Below are 18,624 nucleotides of genomic sequence, written 5' to 3'. Positions count from 1 at the left end.
AAAAGTTAAAGCAAGCTTTGAAACCCACTCCTCGGAGTGGGTTTCTTCTTTCTAGGCTCAAGTCCGATAGCGAGATCCAATGAGTCCAGCTATACCTCCCCAAAAAAATAGCCAGACCTATTAAGTAAAGATCTAGCTATCTTGTTTATCGGTAACAGTATTTAACGCTTATGCGTCTTTCGTGTCCGGCTGCGGCTTTATGCCTTTAGCTTTCTCACGCATCTTTTGCATAATCACATAAAATATCGGCACTAAAAGGGTACCAACAATAGTGGCTGCTAACATACCGCCAAACACAGAATAGCCTAAGGCGCGACGACTGCCCGCACCTGCGCCCGATGCCACAACTAAAGGTAACACCCCTAACAGAAATGAAAATGCTGTCATTAACACCGCTCGGAAACGCAATCTAGCTGCAGTTTCAGCGGCTTCAATAATGCTCTTACCCTCTTCGCGCAGCTGTTTAGCAAATTCCACAATCAAAATCGCATTCTTACAAGCAAGGCCAATAAGCAGTACTAAACCGATTTGTGCATATAAGTTAAGATCTGAGCCCACCAGCAAGATATTTAAAAACGCACCTAATACCGCAATAGGCACAGCTAAAATAACCGCAAATGGGATAGTCCAACTCTCATACTGAGCCACAAGGAATAAGTAAGTAAACACTAACGCCAATGAGAAAATCAGCGGTGCTAAGTTACCCGCTTTAATCTCTTGATAGGTTTGCCCTGTCCACTCAAAGGTATAGCCAGTAGGCAATGACTCATTGGCCGCACGCTCCATAGCAGCAATGGCATCACCTGAACTATAGCCAGGAGCAGGGAAACCATTAATGGTCGTTGAGCTGAACATGTTGTAATTGTTCATCACATCGGGGCCAAGTATTGGGGTTACTGTGACTAGCGTACTCAGCGGCACCATTTCGCCAGTACTTGAGCGCACATAGAATCTAGAAATATCTTGGTCTGAATCTCTAAAATCGCCCTCAGCTTGCAAAATAACCCTAAAGACCTTACCAAAACGGTTAAAGTCGTTAACGTACATTGAGCCAAGCATAGTTTGCATCGTCGAGAAGATTTCATTTAACGATATACCAAGCGCCTTGGCTTTATCCCTATCAACGTCGACAAACATTTGTGGCACATCGGCGCGGAAATTACTGAATGCCATTGCAATTTCAGGTTGCTCGTTGGCCTTCATGATCAGCGCGCGCATCACAGACGCTAACTCTTGCGGCGTTCGCCCTTGGGTATCTTGCAGCACAAACTCAAAGCCGCCTACGCTACCCACACCGGGAATTGGCGGCAAAGAGAATGCCATGGCTTTCACCGCAGGGTTAGCCGCATACTTGGCCTGCAGTTTTGCCACAATGGCTGACTCAACCATATCCGGCGATTCACGTTCGCTCCATGTTGAAAGTGTCACAATCATCAAACCACCATTTGATGACACAGAGCCAGTTAAGATACTAAAACCGCTAGCATGAATCACATTCTCAACTCCTGGTTCAGCTAAGGTAAGCTCAACCAAGTCGCGCATGACATCTTCAGTACGGTTTAGTGATGCACCATCAGGAAGTTGAATATCAACCATAAAGGCTTTTTTGTCTTCCATAGGCACAAAACCTGACGGCAAAATCTTAGCGACACCACCGGTGAGTAAAATTAAACAGCCATAAACCACACCAACGAGTAGCAGTTTGCGGGTAAGCGAAGAAACCAACTTCATATACTTACCCGTAAATCGCTCGAAGTGGCGGTTAAAAGCTGCGTGGAAGCCTTTGGTATGTGTCTTTGGCACTCGCAGCAATGAGGCACATAACGCCGGACTTAAGGTTAATGCATTGATTGAGGAAATTAATACCGCAATACAGATTGTTACCGAGAACTGAGCGTACATTTGACCAGTGATCCCCGGCATCACCGCCGTTGGTGCGAATACCGCAAGCAACACCAAGGTAGTCGCGATAATTGGCCCTGTTACCTCTTTCATCGCCTTGGATGTCGCTTCTTTAGGTGATAAACCTTCATCTTGCATTAGGCGAGTCACGTTCTCGACCACAACAATGGCATCATCCACCACAATACCAATTGCCAAAATAAGCGCGAACAGAGAAACCGTATTAATGCTCATACCGAAAGCGAGCAAGAAGGCAAACGTACCGATAAGTGACACAGGTATTGCAATGCCGGGTACTAAGGTTGAACGTGCATCTTGCAAGAAGATAAACACTACAAATACAACCAGAGCAATAGAGATAAATAGCGTTTGCACAACTTCATTGATTGAGGTTTCAACAAACTCAGTGGTGTCATAAAGCACTTCGTACTCAAGATCATTAGGAAAGCGCTCAGATAGCTTTTCCATCTCCGCTTTAATCGCATTGCCGACCTCTAATGCATTGGCATCAGGCGACTGATAAATGGCGATAATTGCAGACGGTTTGTTATTTAGCTTACCTTGCGCATCATAGGTTTGCGAGCCAAGCTCGACTCGGGCTACATCACCCACCACCACTTTAGAGCCGTCGTTATTGGCACGGATCATCACGTCGTGAAACTCTTGCGGATCTTTTAAACGACCTTTAGTTTGTAGGGTGTACTGAAACTGTTGATCAGGATCCACAGGTGCAGCGCCAATACGTCCGGCTGCCACTTGAATATTTTGCTCTTGTAGCGCCCCGATAACATCGGTTGCCGTCACACCAAGGCTAGCCATCTTATCGGGGTCGAGCCAGATCCGCATCGCATAATCTAACGCACCAATCACTTGTACTTTAGACACACCGTATTGACGCGCCAAAGCATCTTTTACATTTAAGCCGGCGTAGTTAGTAATAAACAACGAGTCGAAGGTTTCTTCAGGTGAAACTAAGTTGACTACCATCAACATGTTAGGGCTTTGCTTCTCAACCTTAACCCCTTGACGTTTTACCTCCTCAGGCAGTCTAGGCATAGCCTGTTGCACCCGGTTTTGTACTTTAACCTGTGCCATATCCGCATCGGTACCCACCTCAAAAGTCACATTGAGCGAGTAACTACCGTCGTTAGCGCTTTTTGACTCCATATAGAGCATGCCTTCCACGCCATTGACTTCCGCCTCTAAAGGCTGGGCAATGGTGTCTTTAACAATATCGGCACTGGCCCCAGAATAACTGGTCGACACACTCACTTGCGGCGGCGCGATCTCAGGGAACTCTGCCACTGACAATACCGGGATCGCAATTAAACCAACAAGGGTTAAAACAGTTGAGATAACAAAGGCGAACTTGGGCCTATTAATAAAAAACTCACTAATCATGGTAGCCCCCAGTCAGTGTTGAAACGAGTTTGCAATGATGGCGATATTGGCGTTGCAAATTGACCAAATAAGATTTGTTCATGACTACAACTCCTATTTAGACTCGTCTTCTTTAAAAGGAACCACTTCTTGCTCTACTGGGTTAACTTTGATCCCCGGACGAATTTTTTGTAGGCCTTCAACCACAATACGCTCGCCATCTTCTAGCCCTTTTAATACACGCCACTCAACACCAAAACGATCCCCAAGCTCAACCACACGTTTTTGTACTTCATCTTCTGCATTAAGCACCATCACAAAGCGACCTTGTTGATCTTCCTGCACCGCAGCTTGAGGGATCAATAACGCTGTTTCTTTAATTGGTGATTCAACAATTAGGGTGACAAATAGGCCCGGTAGCATTAGTTTGTTGTTGTTTTTAAAGCTTGCACGTACCGGCAAAGTACCAGTAGCAGCATCGACTCGGTTGCCAACAAAATCGATAAAACCTATCTCATCAAACATAGTGCCGTTAGGTAAGCGAAGGCGCATAACAATATCGCTGATTTTAACTTCGCGTTCTTCTGCTTTTGAGAAGTTTTGCTGGGCAGTAATCAACCCCTTTTCAGGCACTTGGAAGTTAACCCACATAGGTTGTAACTGTACTAAGCTCGCCATCTCAGACTGCGGCGTAATAATGTCACCCGTACTGACTTTGGCATTACTTATACGGCCAGATATTGGCGCATAAACCTTGGTATAGCTCAGCTGCAACTCTGCTGCTTGCACAGCTGCTTCGGCTTGAACAACACCAGCAGCAGTGGTCAATTTACGGCTGGTTAGCTCATCCATATCTTGGGCGCTTATCATGCCATCAGGTAACAAGCGGCGACCACGCTCCCAGTTCATCACCGCCACATCTCGAGAAGCTATGGCTTGTTTTAGCACAGCATTTTGCTGCGCCAGTTCAGCTTTAAAAGCGGCAGGATCGATTTCAAACAGCAAGTCGCCAGCGGTGACATCGTCGCCTTCAACAAAATGACGTTTTAATAGCTGACCTTGAATTTGCGATTTAATCACCACATCTTCAGATGCTCGGGTACGGCCGACAATTTCAGTTTTAGGAATAATATCTTGAGTATGAGCAACATTAACAATCACGCTTGGTAACATGGCTTGCTGTGGCTTAGGAGCCTCACCGCAGCCAAACATAATTGTGCTACCGAGTACGATAATCCACGCCGTAATTTTTGAAACGGTTGAGCTAGCCATCCGAGCCTCCATAGAAATAGGATATGTGCTTTATTTTTATGCAGAAAGTATATGCTTAAGAATCAGTAAAAGAAACGTTTTAACAACATATATCCAACCGAAATGTAATCTATCAATAGCTAAACTAACTCAATGAATATATTGGCGAATCAAGATCTGCTCGAATAGTTGCTAATTAACTGTTGCTTTATTAGCCAAAGGCGCTGCAAATTGAACTTGTTCGGCAAAAGTGGGAGGTCAAGCAAGGTTATTCAACAAAGTGTCGTGGTAAACAATAACTACAGCAACTAGAGTGTTAACTGAACGCTATAATGTAGCGTGACAAATGTGATCAATATTTAGTTAGCTCAACTTGCTCGAACTACACAGAAAGTACGCTCACACCACGCAAGTGGTTGACCATGATAAAAAACGATGCCTAAGATGGCATTAGTCACAGCGAACAGGTAGGTAATTTATGACAGCAATCTCTCATGTATACAACTACACAGTCCGATGCCCTCACATTAAGGATCCCGCTCACCCAACCAGCTGGCGTAACCATATTGAGCTTAATCGCTCGTGTGAAATCGCATTAGACAGAATTACTAAGTGGCACAATCATTCTGGTAATCGACTATTTGAACATGACGGATTTGTTGTCAGAGAATGCGAGCAGGAAAAAGCTTACTTTGCGATGCAAAATGACCGTCTCAAAGATGACAAGCACGCACTGGTGACTTTCAAAGTATTTATGGATAACAAAACCAAAGATACATCAGTACAAGAGATCATGGAGCATGTTATCGAGGACTATAAGTCTCGCTTAAGCAAACTCTAAATATATCACGGCATGCTCGAGTTCATATAAGCATGCCGTTTTATTTCTAGCGCATAAACTGAGTCAGATCACACTTCTTACTTTCTAACTAAATTTTAGTTCAGTTCCTCAGCGTCATTCAGGCGTGTAAACCCAAGATAAAATGAACTTGGTAAAACTTTAAACCATTAAAATACAAAAACTTAAAAACAAAGAGTAAAGTTAATACCCCTCCTAATGCAATTTAAGCTCTAAATTGCCGTTTTTCACGCCTACTGCTACACTTTTTTAGCAAACTTGTAGAGCTGATTTTCAAGCCTTGCACAAGCTCAAAATCGCAATTTTATATTCAGTCTACGTAAGTTAAACCTATATTTAATTTACTCTTTTACCTAATTTAAGGATTATAGAACTCATGCATGAAATGGCTAATATTGTCATCGTAGGTGGTGGTGCTGGTGGTATGGAGATCGCAACTAAACTCGGTCACCAACTTGGCCGCAAAGGCAAAGCCAGAGTCACACTGATTGATTGTGCCGAAAGCCATATTTGGAAACCCCTTCTGCATGAAGTTGCCACTGGTGCACTCGATATTGGTATCGATGCTATTAGTTATCGTGGCCACGCTGCGGCACACGGTTATCACTTTCAGCAAGGTGCGATGACTGACATCGATAGAGAAGCTAAACAAGTGATTTTAGCGCCTATTAATGACGCCAAAGGCAATGAGCTACTGCCTGCCCGCCGCATCGATTACGACTACCTAGTGATTGCAATCGGTAGCATCGCCAACGACTTTAATATTACTGGTGTGCGTGAGCACTGCGTATTTTTAGATAGCACTGAACAAGCCATGGAAATTCGCAGCATGTTACTGAACAAGTTCATGCGTTATGCCAGTGACAATCAACTAGCCGATAAAATTAAAATTGCTGTAGTAGGCGCAGGGGCAACTGGCGTTGAGATGTCGGCAGAGATGCACCACGCAGTAGACCAGCTACGTGGCTTTGGTTACAAAATCGATAGCAGCTTACTTGAAATCACTCTAATTGAAGCCGACGAGCGCATTCTACCTAAGGTAGAAAAAGCCGAGATCTCAGCATCTGTTGCCAAAGAGCTCACCGCGATTGGCGTTAACGTGATGACCAATACCCGCATTAACCAAGTTACTGAAGAAGGCTTGCATACCTCTGAAGACGAATTTATTCCATCAGATATGGTGATTTGGTCTACAGGGGTAAAAGCACCCGACTTTTTAAAAGAGATTGGCGGCCTAGAGAGCAATCACATTAACCAAGTGATGGTAAATCAAAATATGCAAACCACCCGTGACCCTGCGATTTTTGCCATTGGTGACTGTGCAGCTTGTCCACAAGAAGATGGCAGCTGGGTACCACCACGTGGTCAATCAGCCCGTCAAATGGCACTGATGACGGCAGACAACATCAAGTTGTTGTTAGATGGCAAGCCAGCATCAAACAACTACGTATATAAAGATTTAGGTGCGTTAGTGAACCTATCTAAGTTCCACACTGTAGGTAACTTGATGTCATTCATTGGCGGCGGCGTCATGGTTGAAGGTAAGATTGCGCGTTTTGTTTACACCTCACTATACCGCAGACACTTAATTGAGCTACACGGCCCAATTAAAGGCACCTTGTTGATGTTCGCTAAAGGCATTAGCCGCATCGTACACCCTCATTTAAAGCTGCACTAAATTAGCACAAAGTTAGACTACGTCTAACAACTAAGGTCGCGGCGCTTCGCCCGCACCCGAGCCAAGGGGGAAAGCGCTTGTCCCCCTTAGCAAACCCTCTAATGGATCGTGGGATTAGGAAATGCATAGGGGTCACTTAAATTCTACTCCCCCACAAATAATCCAATTAAGTGTTCAACTGCCAACGAACATTAATGGCAATGCAAATATCGTTAAATGAATAACTTTTGGATACTTGTAGCTAAATATGCCTACTAATGTTGCTATTGCTGCTGCAAACAAGTAGGGGGAAGCAAGTTTAAAAAACTCATTTTCAAAGTTAAAAGAATTTGCATAGTAGAAAGTAAGCAAGGCAAATACTACAAAACAGATTACAGCTGTAACTCTCCTTTCCCCTTTACTGTAATCAGAATTTTTTTTACTCAATTTATATGGCATGGCTTAGTTAACTCCATTTAACGCCCCATTAAAATTTTGAGCAACGCGACCACCAAACCTAGACCATAGCACCTTAAAACAAAAAGCAACTATGGAATAGAACTGCCGCGTGTCGGGTATGACTCTTAAATCCTTGTATGGATTACAAGCCACCAGCCAAGTCTAAATAATTTCCCGTAGAGAATGAGGACTTTTCAGACGCAAGCCAGTAGATTGCTTCGGCTACTTCTTCAGGAGTGCCACCACGTTGTAAAGGAATCATGCTCTTGAGTCGTTCTACCCTTTCTGGCTCACCACCATCAGCATGCATTTCTGTATGGATGAGCCCAGGGCGAACACAATTAACTCTAATTCCCTCAGCAGCCACTTCTAGTGATAATCCTTTCGTCAGCGTATCAATCGCTCCTTTAGATGCAGCATAATCAATATACTCATTTGGTGAGCCCGAGCGAGAAGCACCCGATGAAACATTCACAATCACACCTCCCTTTCCTCCATGATGAGTAGACATTCGCTTAACAGCCTCACGGCAACAAAGAAAATAGCTAGTCACATTATTGGTTAAGATGGTATTGATTCGATCGGCAGTCATATCTTCCAAGCGAGATTGTGGGTGAAGAATGCCTGCATTATTGACCAGCACTGACAAGCTACCGAGTTCATTGTCAATTCTCGCGAACAGCCTTGATATATCAGCCTCACTTGAAACATCGGCTTGAACCGCAATACACTGACCACCAGTCAATCTAATTTCATCAGCGAGTGCTTCGGCCGCAACCGAATTGGACTTGTAATTGACGCAAACAGCGTAACCATTGGCAGCAAAAAGTTTTGAAGTCGCAGCACCTATCCCTCGACCACCACCAGTTACTAAAACTACCTTTGAATCTATCATTAACTATCCCTGTATGATTAACTTGAAATACCCCTCGCTTAACAGGAAAACATTGATTGGCTATCGTCCGAGCCAATCAATGTTTGTCGTTGTTGAAGCGATTCTTGTAAGTAATTTTTACATGGTTCTCTGAAACTCTCTTGCATTTTCGCCAAAAGAGAGCATTTTCAATGCTGTGGCTTGTTTATCTTTATATATCACTTGCAACCTCGCTTCAGTAAATGCTTTAAAAACAATAACGTCTTTATCAATCAGCTCTATTTCAAAAGCAGGATCATCTAAATACTGATAAAAAAGTTTGCCATTTTTTTGAAAAAGGTTGCGCTTACCATACGTCCCTATAATTTGGTCGATGTCATTCTGACTTGGCTGGTATTGGTTGGATTTAGCTTTTACTAACGGATAGACCCATTGATGTAAACTAAGGTTACTACTCTTACTATTGATTAAGAGGTTAAGTACCTCTGCATAAGCTACATTTAGCGCATTATCGCTGCTCGTTTCTATATTTGGTTTTACCCCTTTTCTTTCCCAATTATCTTTTGTTCTAGGGTCAACAGGTCGTGAAGTTGGTAACGTGAGAATATAATCGTTATTTACTATTTCAGCACTTCTAGCGTGAGCAGCACCTGCAGTAACCTCTCCAACAATGGTTGCTCTAGTCAAACTCTGCATAGCATAGCTAAAGCTTTCAGCAGCAGATGCAGAATTACTGCTGGTGAGGATATAAAGTGGAGTATCTTTAAACCTAGGACCAGGTACATATGGCGAAGTCCAATCTTGCGTTTGAGTTAACACACCATTTTCACGGCTTTCAAAAGTTGATAAATGGACTGTATCTAGGTCAAAGAAGTAACTTGCTAGGGAAGTCACCATAAATGGGCTACCACCAAAATTGTTCCTTAAATCAATGATTATGCCATCCGAATGCTGTAAAAACTTCATCGCATTTTCAAGTGTTTCACCACCTAAATGACTATCAGAGAACATTCTTATGTCAAGGTAACCAATATTGCCTTCAAGCAACTCAACTTTCCTAAAACCATAGTTGTCTGTCGGAGTCTCCATGACGCGACTATCTGCAAGCGCCTCAGTTTGTACCGACGAACGATAGGCTTTCAATTCACTAACCCATTGTGGGTCATAGACCACAGAGAGATGTTTATCATTTGCAATCTTGTTTAATTCCAAAGTCATAAATTCAGCAATATCTTCAGAGGACTTTTGACGTTCACAACCAGATAAAAGTGCTTGCGAACGCATTAGCTGAGCTAACGTTGTTGCTGTGTTTTCAATGACGTAATTATGTTCAAGTTGTTTGGCAATAATTTGTGATACATCACGACAATCTGCGGCGCTGACATAATTGCATAGAACAAGTGAGCTAACGATGAGGGATTTAAAAACTTTATTCTTCATATTCTTCCTGAAATTTTAATTGTTACTTCCTATAACGCCCAACCACACCAAAAGGGGTTAAAAGATTCCCCACACGCTAAATAAAATTGCTAACAGCTTATTATCCTGCATCTTGGATAAATCCTTGCTTTTTATTAATTGATATCAAAACTAGCAACGTAACACATTGATGTAAAGTCGTTTATCTGGAAGATGTTAAAAAATTGAATTTTCCATATCGCAAAGCGATACCGAAAATTTATCGAACATAAACGGGTCAGGAATAGATAATTAACGAGCCTTACAGCCATAACTCCGAATCACCAGAATTGTGCTTGTTTAACCTAGTGCAGATGCGGCTGAAGCCGTCGAAAACATGGATGTTTTCGTTGAGCCTACACGGAAGTACTTGAGGCGAGCTTCGGCAGTATCTGCACATACGCCCGCTGCAGGCGATTGATAAATAAGGAACTAGAAGTTCAAACAGTCTACTTGGTAGCACCAACCTAAATTAATGTATTCAGCCTTCATTTCAAGGCGACTCTCCCCGCGTTGCAGGCGATTGATAACTATAAAGATAAAACGCAACACTCACTACCATATAACACCGAACACAAACAAAAATATAACCAGCCTTTATTGGAAAGCTAGCCTAATAACGTGACCCCCTACCCTAGCGCAGCATAGAAATTGCTGGCAATATGCCCGCTATCTAATAAGAAATGGAATATCATTCAGTGAAACAGTTAGCTTTAATTAGCGCACTTTTGTGCAGCTTGGCGATTAGCGGTTGCGCCGACTTAAAAGAAGCCGGTCGTCAAATTGGCAGTACCACTAAAGAAGTCACCACAGATATTGGCCATGCGACCCGAGATACCACTCGCGCAATCGGCCACGCTTCAAGAGATGCGGTTAATTCAGTAAAACAAGACTTAAGCGAAGACTAGCTAACGAGCAGGTTTTACTAGCACTAAAAATAAACAAAGGCTCACTATTGAGCCTTTGTTTTATGTGACGCTTAATCTATTACACACTATTAGCCACTATTACCTATTAAGCCGCATTGGCACGCATTCCGTGCTCAGCAGGCTGGCCTTTCTCATTCACATGTACAAACACAATTTTGTCGATACTAACAATAGGCATCTGAGTTAACTTATTACGCACCTTGCAGCAAACCGTAATCGAAGTGGCTCCGGCACTTATCAACTCTAAACCAAACTCGATGACATCCCCCTGCTTAGCTGGTGCCATGAAATTAACTTCCGACATTAACTTTGTTACATGGCGCTGGCTCTTCATTTGGCAGCCAGCAAAGATGGCCGCCTCCTCATCAATCCAACTTAACAATTGTCCACCAAATAGAAAGTTGGCCGGATTTAGATGCTCTGGCTTAATAAAACGACGACTGTAATATTTCATTATCTACACCTCAAAAGTTAAATACTCAATTAGTGGTAGCAAATAAAATACCAATCAAACATTGTCATAAAAATCATACAGTTAAAACAAAGAACTAATCCCTTCAGCTCCCCTCTCGCACTCATTTGGTGCTGCTGTGCGCTATTTACTCGCTTAATGAGCTGTAATCAGGCCTGTTTTAATACCGCAATAAAACCGACATAAATTCGACTCAATAACGTCACGCAATTACCTGACAATCTGTTCGCCACACGGAACCTTATATAAACCTAACTAATTTACGGTGACAATAGTGAATAATATCAAAAGAATAGCTGTGATGATCTCTTGTAGTCTCGCAACTGTCGCGGCAAATGCATCTGTTTTACCCAGCACGCAAACAGACAGCCAATGGTTTAAAAATAGTGCCCAGCTCGTCAGCGATAAAACAAATCAAACAACAGCAACAAAGGCTAAAAACGTTATCCTATTTGTAGGTGATGGTATGGGAGTATCAACCCTTACTGCCGCGCGCATTTTTGAGGGACAACAGCAAGCAGGTAATCAAGGCGGTGAAGAAAACTTTTTAAGCTTCGAGCAATTCCCTAAAACGGCTTTAGTCAAAACCTACAATACCAACCAGCAAACACCTGACTCAGCTGGCACCATGACAGCCATGGTGACAGGAGTAAAATCAAAAGCCGGTGTTTTATCTGTATCAGATACCAGCTTACGAGCCAACTGCCTATCATCAAAAGGCAATGAGCTGATCACTTTAGTCGATTTAGCCAACGCTAAGGGCTTATCAACGGGTGTAGTAAGCACTGCACGCCTAACTCACGCGACCCCAGCTGCCAGTTATGCACGTTCACCTGAGCGTAACTGGGAAGCCGACTCAAACCTACCACAAGAAGCTGTAACCAATGAGTGTAAAGATATTGCTTACCAACTTGTGATGCGCGATGAAGCCGATGCTCTTACCGTTGCGCTTGGTGGCGGTCGCCGTAACTTTATTCCTAATGATGTCACTGACGGTGAAGGCAAATCGGGGCGTCGTACAGACGGTGTCGATTTAACCCAAGCATGGACAGAGAACCACAGCAATGCCGCATATGTATGGGATAAAGCTGGTTTTGATGCGATTGATGTCGATACTACCGATCATCTGCTTGGCTTATTTAACTCATCTCATATGGAATATGAAGCAGATCGATTAGACGATACTGCAGGCGAGCCTTCATTGACTGAAATGACGGCAAAATCCATTGAGCTGCTAAACAAGAATGAACAGGGCTATCTGTTAATTGTTGAGTCTGGCCGTATTGACCACGCTCACCATGCTGGTAATGCATACCGCGCCATGATGGATACCGTTGAACTGTCAAACGCAGTACGCACTGCAGTAGAGAATACCAACCCTGAAGAAACCCTCATTATGGTCACAGCTGATCACAGCCATGTATTTACCATCGCTGGTTACCCAAAGCGCGGTAACCCAATTCTTGGTTTAGTTCACGGTATCGACGGCAATGTTTCAATCGCTAAAGATGGCAAGCCATACACGACTGTCGGCTACACCAATGGCCCCGGCGCAGTAGTTGGCGTACGTGATGATTTAAGCTCTGTTGATACGCAAGATAAAGAGTTTAAGCAGCAAGCACTTATTCCAACAAGCAGCGAAACTCACGCTGGTGAAGATATTACTTTGCATGCCACGGGCCCCGGCTCTGATCTGGTGCAAGGGGTTATCGAGCAAAACGTTATTTACCACATCATCAATCAAGCACAAGCACTTGGTGGCAGCAAATACTAATCGATGGGTACAAGTGTACCAAATCATGTTTGGCGCAACAGATATTGCGCCTGCAACCGTACCCATTTATGGAGTTTTAAAATGAACAAGAAATTACTCGTATTATCTGTTTCTGCAATGCTGGGACTTGCCGCTTGTAGTGACGATGGTGATAAAGGTGAAACCGGCGATAGCGGCAAAGACTGGACGGCCGTAAACCAATGGTATGTTGACGGACAATCTCGCGTAGCTAAGGCACAAGAGATGACGGTTAATAATGAAGCTGGTGCAGCAAAAAATATCATTCTATTTGTTGGCGACGGTATGGGCGTATCAACGGTCACCGCGGCACGCATTTTAGAGGGGCAACTTAACGGCCAAACTGGTGAAGAAAACTCGCTTTCGTTTGAAACCCTGCCTTATGTTGGTCTAGCAAAAACCTATAACGTTGACGGCCAAACCCCAGATTCTGCAGGCACCATGACAGCGATGGTCACTGGAGTTAAAACCGATGTCGGTGTGATTGGTCAGGCTGAAGGCGTGACTCGTGGCAACTGCGCATCTACCGAAGGCCAAAACTTAGTCACATCATTAGAGCTTGCCGCCATGGCGGGGTTATCTACAGGTGTGGTATCTACAGCACGTATCACCCATGCAACACCGGCTGCAACCTATGCGCACGTGCCTGAGCGTAACTGGGAAAACGATGCCGATCTACCAGAAGAAGCCGTGACCAATGGCTGTACCGATATTGCCTCTCAGCTATTGGCATTTGATTATGGCTCAGGTTTAAACGTAGTAATGGGTGGCGGTCGTCGCTCGTTTATCCCAACCTCTGTCACCGATCCTGAAGGTAAGTCTGGCCGACGTTTAGATAACCGCGATTTAACTAATGAGTGGTTAACTAAGTATGAAAACTCAGCTTATGTTGCTGATAGAGATCAGTTTTTAGCGTTAGATCCGATGACAACTGACCATGCGCTTGGGCTGTTTAACTCATCTCACATGGAGTATGAATTAGACCGCAGTACAGATGGTGTTAACGGTGAACCTTCGCTTGCTGAAATGACAGCCAAATCCATCGATATTTTACAGAAAAACGATAAAGGCTTTGTACTCATTGTTGAAGCTGGTCGAATTGATCATGCTCACCATGCGGGTAACGCTGCTCGCGCTTTACACGACACCATTGCTTTATCTGAGGCAGTACGTGTCGCCATGGAAAAAACATCGGCTGACGATACCCTGTTAATGGTGACTGCCGATCACAGCCATGTATTTACCATTGCAGGCTACCCAACTCGCGGCAACCCAATTCTTGGCCTAGTTAAAGGTAATGGCTCAGACGGTCAACCTGCGATAACCAATGCAACTGATGCTAATGGCATGCCTTATACCACAGTGGGTTATACCAATGGTCGTGGTTACGCCAATTTAGCCACCGGTGGTGATGAGCGCTATGGCTTTGAAGTCGCACCAGGTCGCTTTGACCTCAACTATGTCGATACTCAAAGTGCGGGCTTCCACCAAGAAGCGCTAGTTCCGCTGAGCAGTGAAACTCACGCAGGTGAGGATGTTGGCATCTTTGCTCGCGGCCCGGGTTCACACCTTGTTCAAGGCACTGTTGAGCAAAACCACTTGTTCCACGTAATGAATCATGCCGGCAACCTTGTGAACAAGGCTGAAGCTGCGCAATAAAAAGGATAGGAGCTAGCTTAAGCTAGCTCCATTTTTACAAAAAAATTGGTCATATCATCATTTTGAAAATGGATATGACCCTGTTTATTCATGCAAAACTTAGGCATGTGCCATTTTTGCTGTAGGAGTTAACATGCTAGTTTCATCCATTGGCCAATTATGGCGCTCACAACATCTTTTCTCTAAAGCGGCGTTCAACGCTGTACTTGGCCTCAGCTTATTTGCAGGCGTCGCCGTTAATGCCAGTGCGACAAGCTGTGAACAGCTAAACTCTGCCAGCATAAGCTCTAGCAACATAAGACCCCAACATCTAAGTGCCACTTACTCAGTCACCACCAGCCAAGGTGAGCAGAAACGTTTTACTTTGCTGCGCAACGCCGAGCAAGTCATTTATCAACATAATGATGTGAGTTTTGAGTTGTGGAATAAACAAGGTGAATACGTGCGTTACTTCCCTAAACAACAACGCTCTATTTCATACCGTAAAGGCGACTTACTATCGTTAAATATGCAGTTTGATTACCAGCAGTTATCGCAGCTTATTGCGCCAAAAACGTTACAACAGCTGACTTTGGTCAGTGCCCAGCAAGCTACGCAGCAGGAAACAGGCGCTATCGACTTAACCTGCTTGCAAGCTAAGCACTACCGCAATGAACAGCATCAACACCAGCAGCTGCAACTGACATGGTTGCCAGAATTAGCGCTACCAGCCACGATGACCATGGTGCAAGACGGGCAACAGCTCAAGTTTCAGTTAGTCGCGTTAACGCCGCTTAGCTCAACCCAATTTGCAGAGCATACCGCTAACTACCGCGATATGGATTTTGCCGATGTGGGTGATAATGAGTCAGACCCTTTTATCGCTCAAATGATCCACCAAGGCTTTATTCAGCATGGTAGCTCTGGCTTTTACGATAGCCAGGGTAATGCACTATCAACAGGAGCCGCGGGCCACCAGCATTAACGTTATTCTCCCTAAACGTAAAATTACTAAGAGCGTAAAAACAAAAAACCTAGGCAAGAGCCTAGGTTTTTATGTATGAGTCATATGTGATAACTATGGCGACTAGCCGCGACTTAATAAGCCCTTAAGTTCACTGATAAAGCGAACAATATCGGCTCTTGAGATATCAGCATGAGTAACCAAACGAATGGTTTTACCCGGACTAACTAAAATGCCTTTTGCTTTTAAATCGATAGCTAACGTTTTGACATTAATGTCATCACTCACCTGAGCAAATACCATATTGGTTTGCACTTGCGACATATCAACACTAAAGCCATCAATATTGGCCAATTCATTCGCTAAAAACGCTGCGTTGTCATGATCTTCCGCTAAGCGCTCAACTTGTTCTGTTAATGCCAATGTTGCTGCTGAAGCCAAAATACCAGCTTGACGCATACCGCCGCCTAACACTTTACGCCAGCGTCTTGCTTTGGTAATTAAGCGCTCGTCACCTAGTAATAGTGAACCAACTGGTGCACATAAACCTTTGGATAAACAGATTGAAACCGAGTCAAAATACTGGGTAATTTCTGTCATCGGAATATTCTGTGCAACAGCTGCGTTAGCAACGCGGGCACCGTCAAGGTGGATTTTTAAGCCACGCTCAAATGCCAGTGCTTGTGCTTGCGCTAAGTAGGTTTGCGGTACCACTTTACCGCCAATGGTATTTTCAAGGCTTAATAAACGTGTACGAGCAAAATGAATATCGTCAGGCTTAATTGCCGCTTCAATATCACTGAGTAAAATACTGCCATCAGATTGGTTAGTTAGCGGTTGTGGTTGAATACTGCCTAATACTGCCGCCCCGCCGCCTTCAAACTTATAGTTGTGTGCTTGCTGACCGCACAAGTATTCGTCACCGCGCTCACAATGTGCCATCAGTGCCAGTAAGTTAGCTTGAGTACCTGAAGAGGTGAATAGCGCATTGTCATAACCAAACATTTCTGCGGCCATATCTTCAAGGTAATTAACACTTGGATCATCGCCATAAACATCATCGCCAACTTCTGCCTGGCTAATGGCGCTGCGCATTGCAGCTGTTGGCTTAGTGACCGTATCACTGCGAAAATCAATCATTGTGAACCTTAAGTCTGTAGAAATAACAAATAGTGGCCAATATTACTGTGCTGCGTTAAGAACTGCCAGCAAAAAGCAAAACTTTACAAACTGCAATAAACAGGGCGAATAACACAACTTTGCAACATATCTCAAAAATCCAACAATCATGAGTAAAATTGAAACGTAAAACTAATAGCAAACAAGCCAAGCCACCCTAGAATATGAGACATAAGTCACACCTAAAAATAAATTCATTAGAAAAAGTAATGCAATAATCTAGCTTTTATCATTGTATTTAAGCGCTAAAAACAGGCAAAATCGTCTCCTTTTTATTTCACTCGTGCAAATCATGTTAGAAGTTAAAATTATCAGTTTTTTATGGCTTATCGGCATATTGGCCGAAGCTATGACTGGCGCGCTGGCTGCTGGAAAAAAACAGATGGATCTGTTTGGCGTAGTGATTATAGGTTGTGTCACCGCAATCGGCGGCGGAACCTTGCGCGATATCTTGCTGGGCAACTATCCATTAATCTGGATTGAGAACGTCCATTACCTTATTGCTATCGCAGCGGCGTCATTACTCACGGTAATGATTGCACCCGTTATGCGTCATTTATCTAAGCTGTTTTTAGCCATTGACGCAGTAGGTCTAGCGGTATTTTCAATTATTGGTGCTCAGAAAACCCTGACTTTAGGTTTTAGTCCAGAGATCGCCATTGTAATGGGCGTAGTCACTGGGGTATTTGGTGGTGTGATCCGCGATATTTTATGTAATCAAGTACCGCTGATTTTTAAGAAAGAACTCTATGCGCTAGTGGCGCTATTAACAGCTGCTGCATATGTCGCGATGAAGTTTAATGGCGTACCAGAGTGGATTAACTTAACGATTTCATTAACCTTTGGCTTTAGTTTCAGAATGCTCGCCATTCGCTATAAATGGTCTATGCCAAAGTTTGATTATCAGTATCAATCTGACAATGCGCATTAAAAGAAAGGTCGGCATATGCCGACCTTTTTATTGCCTAAACAATACCTGATTAAGCTGCTGGAGTTTCTTTTACATAAAGATCCATTTGTGGGTACGGAATACCAATACCAGCTTCATCAAGTGCGACCTTGATTTGCTCTAGAATTTCAAAATGAGCTGGCCAGTAGTCAGAACCTTTAACCCATGGACGCACGACAAAGTTAACTGATGAATCAGCAAGCTCTGCCACTGCTACCGTGTAAGCGGGATCTTTTAGCACATACTGGCTATTGTCTAAAATTGAGGTAAGAACCTTTTTAGTTTCAGCAAGGTTCGCATCGTATGACACACCAATCACTAAATCTAAACGACGAGTTTCCATTGTTGAATAGTTAATAATCGTGCCATCCATCATTGCCGAGTTTGGCGCAATAATCACTTTGTTATCTGGAGTCAGTAACTTGGTAGAGAAAATGGTGATCTCATTAACCGTACCGGCAATGCCAGCCGCTTCAATGTAATCACCAACGCGGCATGGTCTAAATAGCACCATCAATACTCCAGCAGCAAAGTTAGATAGTGAGCCTTGTAGCGCTAAACCAACCGCTAAACCGGCGGCACCAATCACAGCAACTAATGATGCGGTTTGCACACCAATTTGCCCAAGCGTAGCCACAATGGTGAATACAAATACTAATGCCCACGCAATGTTAGCAACAAATGAGGTAACGGTATTATCAACTTTGCGTTTTTCTAGCAGTTTAGTGGTGAGGTTTTTAGCAACATTGGATAAGAATTTACCAATGATAAAAATGATAATGGCAAACACTATCTTCATGCCATAGGTGACAATTAACTCTGGCGCATAGTCCATTAAATCTTGCAAGTGATCCATGTGTA

15 protein-coding genes are annotated in these 18,624 nt (G+C 43.7%); 7 read left to right on the top strand and 8 right to left on the bottom strand.

Going from position 1 to position 18,624, the window contains the following annotated elements; genetic code table 11:
- Positions 1-168: 168 nt before the first annotated feature.
- Complete coding sequence (locus L884_RS0116345) at positions 169-3,303, bottom strand: efflux RND transporter permease subunit (protein WP_028768501.1); 3,135 nt, start codon at positions 3,301-3,303, stop codon at positions 169-171.
- Positions 3,304-3,396: 93 nt separating this feature from the next.
- Entirely contained in the window at positions 3,397-4,554 is a 1,158-nt protein-coding gene (locus L884_RS0116340) for an efflux RND transporter periplasmic adaptor subunit (protein WP_028768500.1), read from the bottom strand.
- Positions 4,555-5,011: 457 nt separating this feature from the next.
- On the opposite strand from L884_RS0116340, the gene L884_RS0116335 reads away from it, so the two are divergent.
- Together L884_RS0116335 and L884_RS0116330 are read left to right on the top strand one after the other, a co-directional pair.
- On the top strand, positions 5,012-5,374 hold the full coding sequence (locus L884_RS0116335; protein WP_028768499.1) for a hypothetical protein: 363 nt from the start codon (positions 5,012-5,014) through the stop codon (positions 5,372-5,374).
- Between the two features lie 394 nt (positions 5,375-5,768).
- A complete protein-coding gene (locus tag L884_RS0116330; protein WP_028768498.1) occupies positions 5,769-7,070 on the top strand; it encodes an NAD(P)/FAD-dependent oxidoreductase in 1,302 nt (433 codons plus the stop codon).
- A 174-nt stretch (positions 7,071-7,244) separates the two neighbouring features.
- Here L884_RS0116330 and L884_RS0116325 read toward each other — a convergent pair whose 3' ends face one another.
- The 3 genes from L884_RS0116325 to L884_RS22660 all read right to left on the bottom strand — a co-directional run bounded on the left by L884_RS0116325 (position 7,245) and on the right by L884_RS22660 (position 9,822).
- Positions 7,245-7,508, bottom strand: coding sequence for a hypothetical protein (locus L884_RS0116325; protein WP_028768497.1), 264 nt, complete (start codon positions 7,506-7,508; stop codon positions 7,245-7,247).
- Between the two features lie 142 nt (positions 7,509-7,650).
- Complete coding sequence (locus L884_RS0116320; protein WP_028768496.1) at positions 7,651-8,403, bottom strand: SDR family oxidoreductase; 753 nt, start codon at positions 8,401-8,403, stop codon at positions 7,651-7,653.
- A gap of 117 nt (positions 8,404-8,520) precedes the next feature.
- Positions 8,521-9,822 carry a S41 family peptidase gene (locus L884_RS22660; protein WP_051435662.1) on the bottom strand — a complete coding sequence of 434 codons (1,302 nt, stop codon included), beginning with the start codon at positions 9,820-9,822 and terminating at the stop codon, positions 8,521-8,523.
- Positions 9,823-10,538: 716 nt separating this feature from the next.
- Here L884_RS22660 and L884_RS0116310 point away from each other — a divergent pair.
- On the top strand, positions 10,539-10,748 hold the full coding sequence (locus tag L884_RS0116310) for a hypothetical protein (protein ID WP_028768495.1): 210 nt from the start codon (positions 10,539-10,541) through the stop codon (positions 10,746-10,748).
- A gap of 106 nt (positions 10,749-10,854) precedes the next feature.
- Here L884_RS0116310 and L884_RS0116305 read toward each other — a convergent pair whose 3' ends face one another.
- A complete protein-coding gene (locus tag L884_RS0116305) occupies positions 10,855-11,223 on the bottom strand; it encodes an acyl-CoA thioesterase (RefSeq protein ID WP_028768494.1) in 369 nt (122 codons plus the stop codon).
- A 319-nt stretch (positions 11,224-11,542) separates the two neighbouring features.
- Here L884_RS0116305 and L884_RS0116300 point away from each other — a divergent pair, with 319 nt between their 5' ends.
- From L884_RS0116300 to L884_RS22255, 3 genes are all read left to right on the top strand, one after another.
- Positions 11,543-13,015: an alkaline phosphatase gene (locus tag L884_RS0116300; protein WP_037411105.1), complete on the top strand. Its 1,473-nt coding sequence runs from the start codon at positions 11,543-11,545 to the stop codon at positions 13,013-13,015.
- Between the two features lie 81 nt (positions 13,016-13,096).
- The gene (locus L884_RS0116295; protein WP_028768492.1) at positions 13,097-14,692 is read left to right on the top strand and encodes an alkaline phosphatase family protein; all 1,596 of its coding nucleotides are present in this window, start codon (positions 13,097-13,099) and stop codon (positions 14,690-14,692) included.
- Between the two features lie 133 nt (positions 14,693-14,825).
- Positions 14,826-15,656 carry a hypothetical protein gene (locus tag L884_RS22255; RefSeq protein ID WP_051435661.1) on the top strand — a complete coding sequence of 277 codons (831 nt, stop codon included), beginning with the start codon at positions 14,826-14,828 and terminating at the stop codon, positions 15,654-15,656.
- 102 nt (positions 15,657-15,758) lie between these two features.
- On the opposite strand, the gene ltaE is transcribed toward L884_RS22255, so the two are convergent.
- Positions 15,759-16,775 (bottom strand): low-specificity L-threonine aldolase, encoded by a 1,017-nt coding sequence (gene ltaE / locus L884_RS0116285; protein WP_028768491.1) that lies wholly within the window; start codon positions 16,773-16,775, stop codon positions 15,759-15,761.
- A gap of 331 nt (positions 16,776-17,106) precedes the next feature.
- Here ltaE and L884_RS0116280 point away from each other — a divergent pair, with 331 nt between their 5' ends.
- Positions 17,107-17,745, top strand: coding sequence for a trimeric intracellular cation channel family protein (locus tag L884_RS0116280; protein ID WP_028768490.1), 639 nt, complete (start codon positions 17,107-17,109; stop codon positions 17,743-17,745).
- A 49-nt stretch (positions 17,746-17,794) separates the two neighbouring features.
- Here L884_RS0116280 and L884_RS0116275 read toward each other — a convergent pair whose 3' ends face one another.
- Positions 17,795-18,619, bottom strand: a complete 825-nt coding sequence (locus L884_RS0116275) for a mechanosensitive ion channel family protein (protein WP_028768489.1) — start codon at positions 18,617-18,619, stop codon at positions 17,795-17,797.
- Between the last annotated feature and the right edge of the window lie 5 nt (positions 18,620-18,624).

Origin of the sequence: Shewanella fidelis ATCC BAA-318 (assembly GCF_000518605.1) — a bacterium.
In the GTDB taxonomy this organism is placed as follows: Bacteria; Pseudomonadota; Gammaproteobacteria; order Enterobacterales; family Shewanellaceae; genus Shewanella; species Shewanella fidelis.
The sequence above is the reverse complement of the archived record's forward strand: the minus strand, read 5'-3'. Positions and strand labels throughout refer to the sequence as shown.

Excerpts from the sequence above, each read along its gene's own strand:
- L884_RS0116345 (WP_028768501.1), bottom strand. The coding sequence starts at position 3,303 with ATGATTAGTGAGTTTTTTATTAATAGGCCCAAGTTCGCCTTTGTTATC.
- L884_RS0116340 (WP_028768500.1), bottom strand. The coding sequence starts at position 4,554 with ATGGCTAGCTCAACCGTTTCAAAAATTACGGCGTGGATTATCGTACTC.
- L884_RS0116335 (WP_028768499.1), top strand. The coding sequence starts at position 5,012 with ATGACAGCAATCTCTCATGTATACAACTACACAGTCCGATGCCCTCAC.
- L884_RS0116330 (WP_028768498.1), top strand. The coding sequence starts at position 5,769 with ATGCATGAAATGGCTAATATTGTCATCGTAGGTGGTGGTGCTGGTGGT.
- L884_RS0116325 (WP_028768497.1), bottom strand. The coding sequence starts at position 7,508 with ATGCCATATAAATTGAGTAAAAAAAATTCTGATTACAGTAAAGGGGAA.
- L884_RS0116320 (WP_028768496.1), bottom strand. The coding sequence starts at position 8,403 with ATGATAGATTCAAAGGTAGTTTTAGTAACTGGTGGTGGTCGAGGGATA.
- L884_RS22660 (WP_051435662.1), bottom strand. The coding sequence starts at position 9,822 with ATGAAGAATAAAGTTTTTAAATCCCTCATCGTTAGCTCACTTGTTCTA.
- L884_RS0116305 (WP_028768494.1), bottom strand. The coding sequence starts at position 11,223 with ATGAAATATTACAGTCGTCGTTTTATTAAGCCAGAGCATCTAAATCCG.
- L884_RS0116300 (WP_037411105.1), top strand. The coding sequence starts at position 11,543 with ATGATCTCTTGTAGTCTCGCAACTGTCGCGGCAAATGCATCTGTTTTA.
- L884_RS0116295 (WP_028768492.1), top strand. The coding sequence starts at position 13,097 with ATGAACAAGAAATTACTCGTATTATCTGTTTCTGCAATGCTGGGACTT.
- L884_RS22255 (WP_051435661.1), top strand. The coding sequence starts at position 14,826 with ATGCTAGTTTCATCCATTGGCCAATTATGGCGCTCACAACATCTTTTC.
- ltaE (WP_028768491.1), bottom strand. The coding sequence starts at position 16,775 with ATGATTGATTTTCGCAGTGATACGGTCACTAAGCCAACAGCTGCAATG.
- L884_RS0116280 (WP_028768490.1), top strand. The coding sequence starts at position 17,107 with ATGTTAGAAGTTAAAATTATCAGTTTTTTATGGCTTATCGGCATATTG.
- L884_RS0116275 (WP_028768489.1), bottom strand. The coding sequence starts at position 18,619 with ATGGATCACTTGCAAGATTTAATGGACTATGCGCCAGAGTTAATTGTC.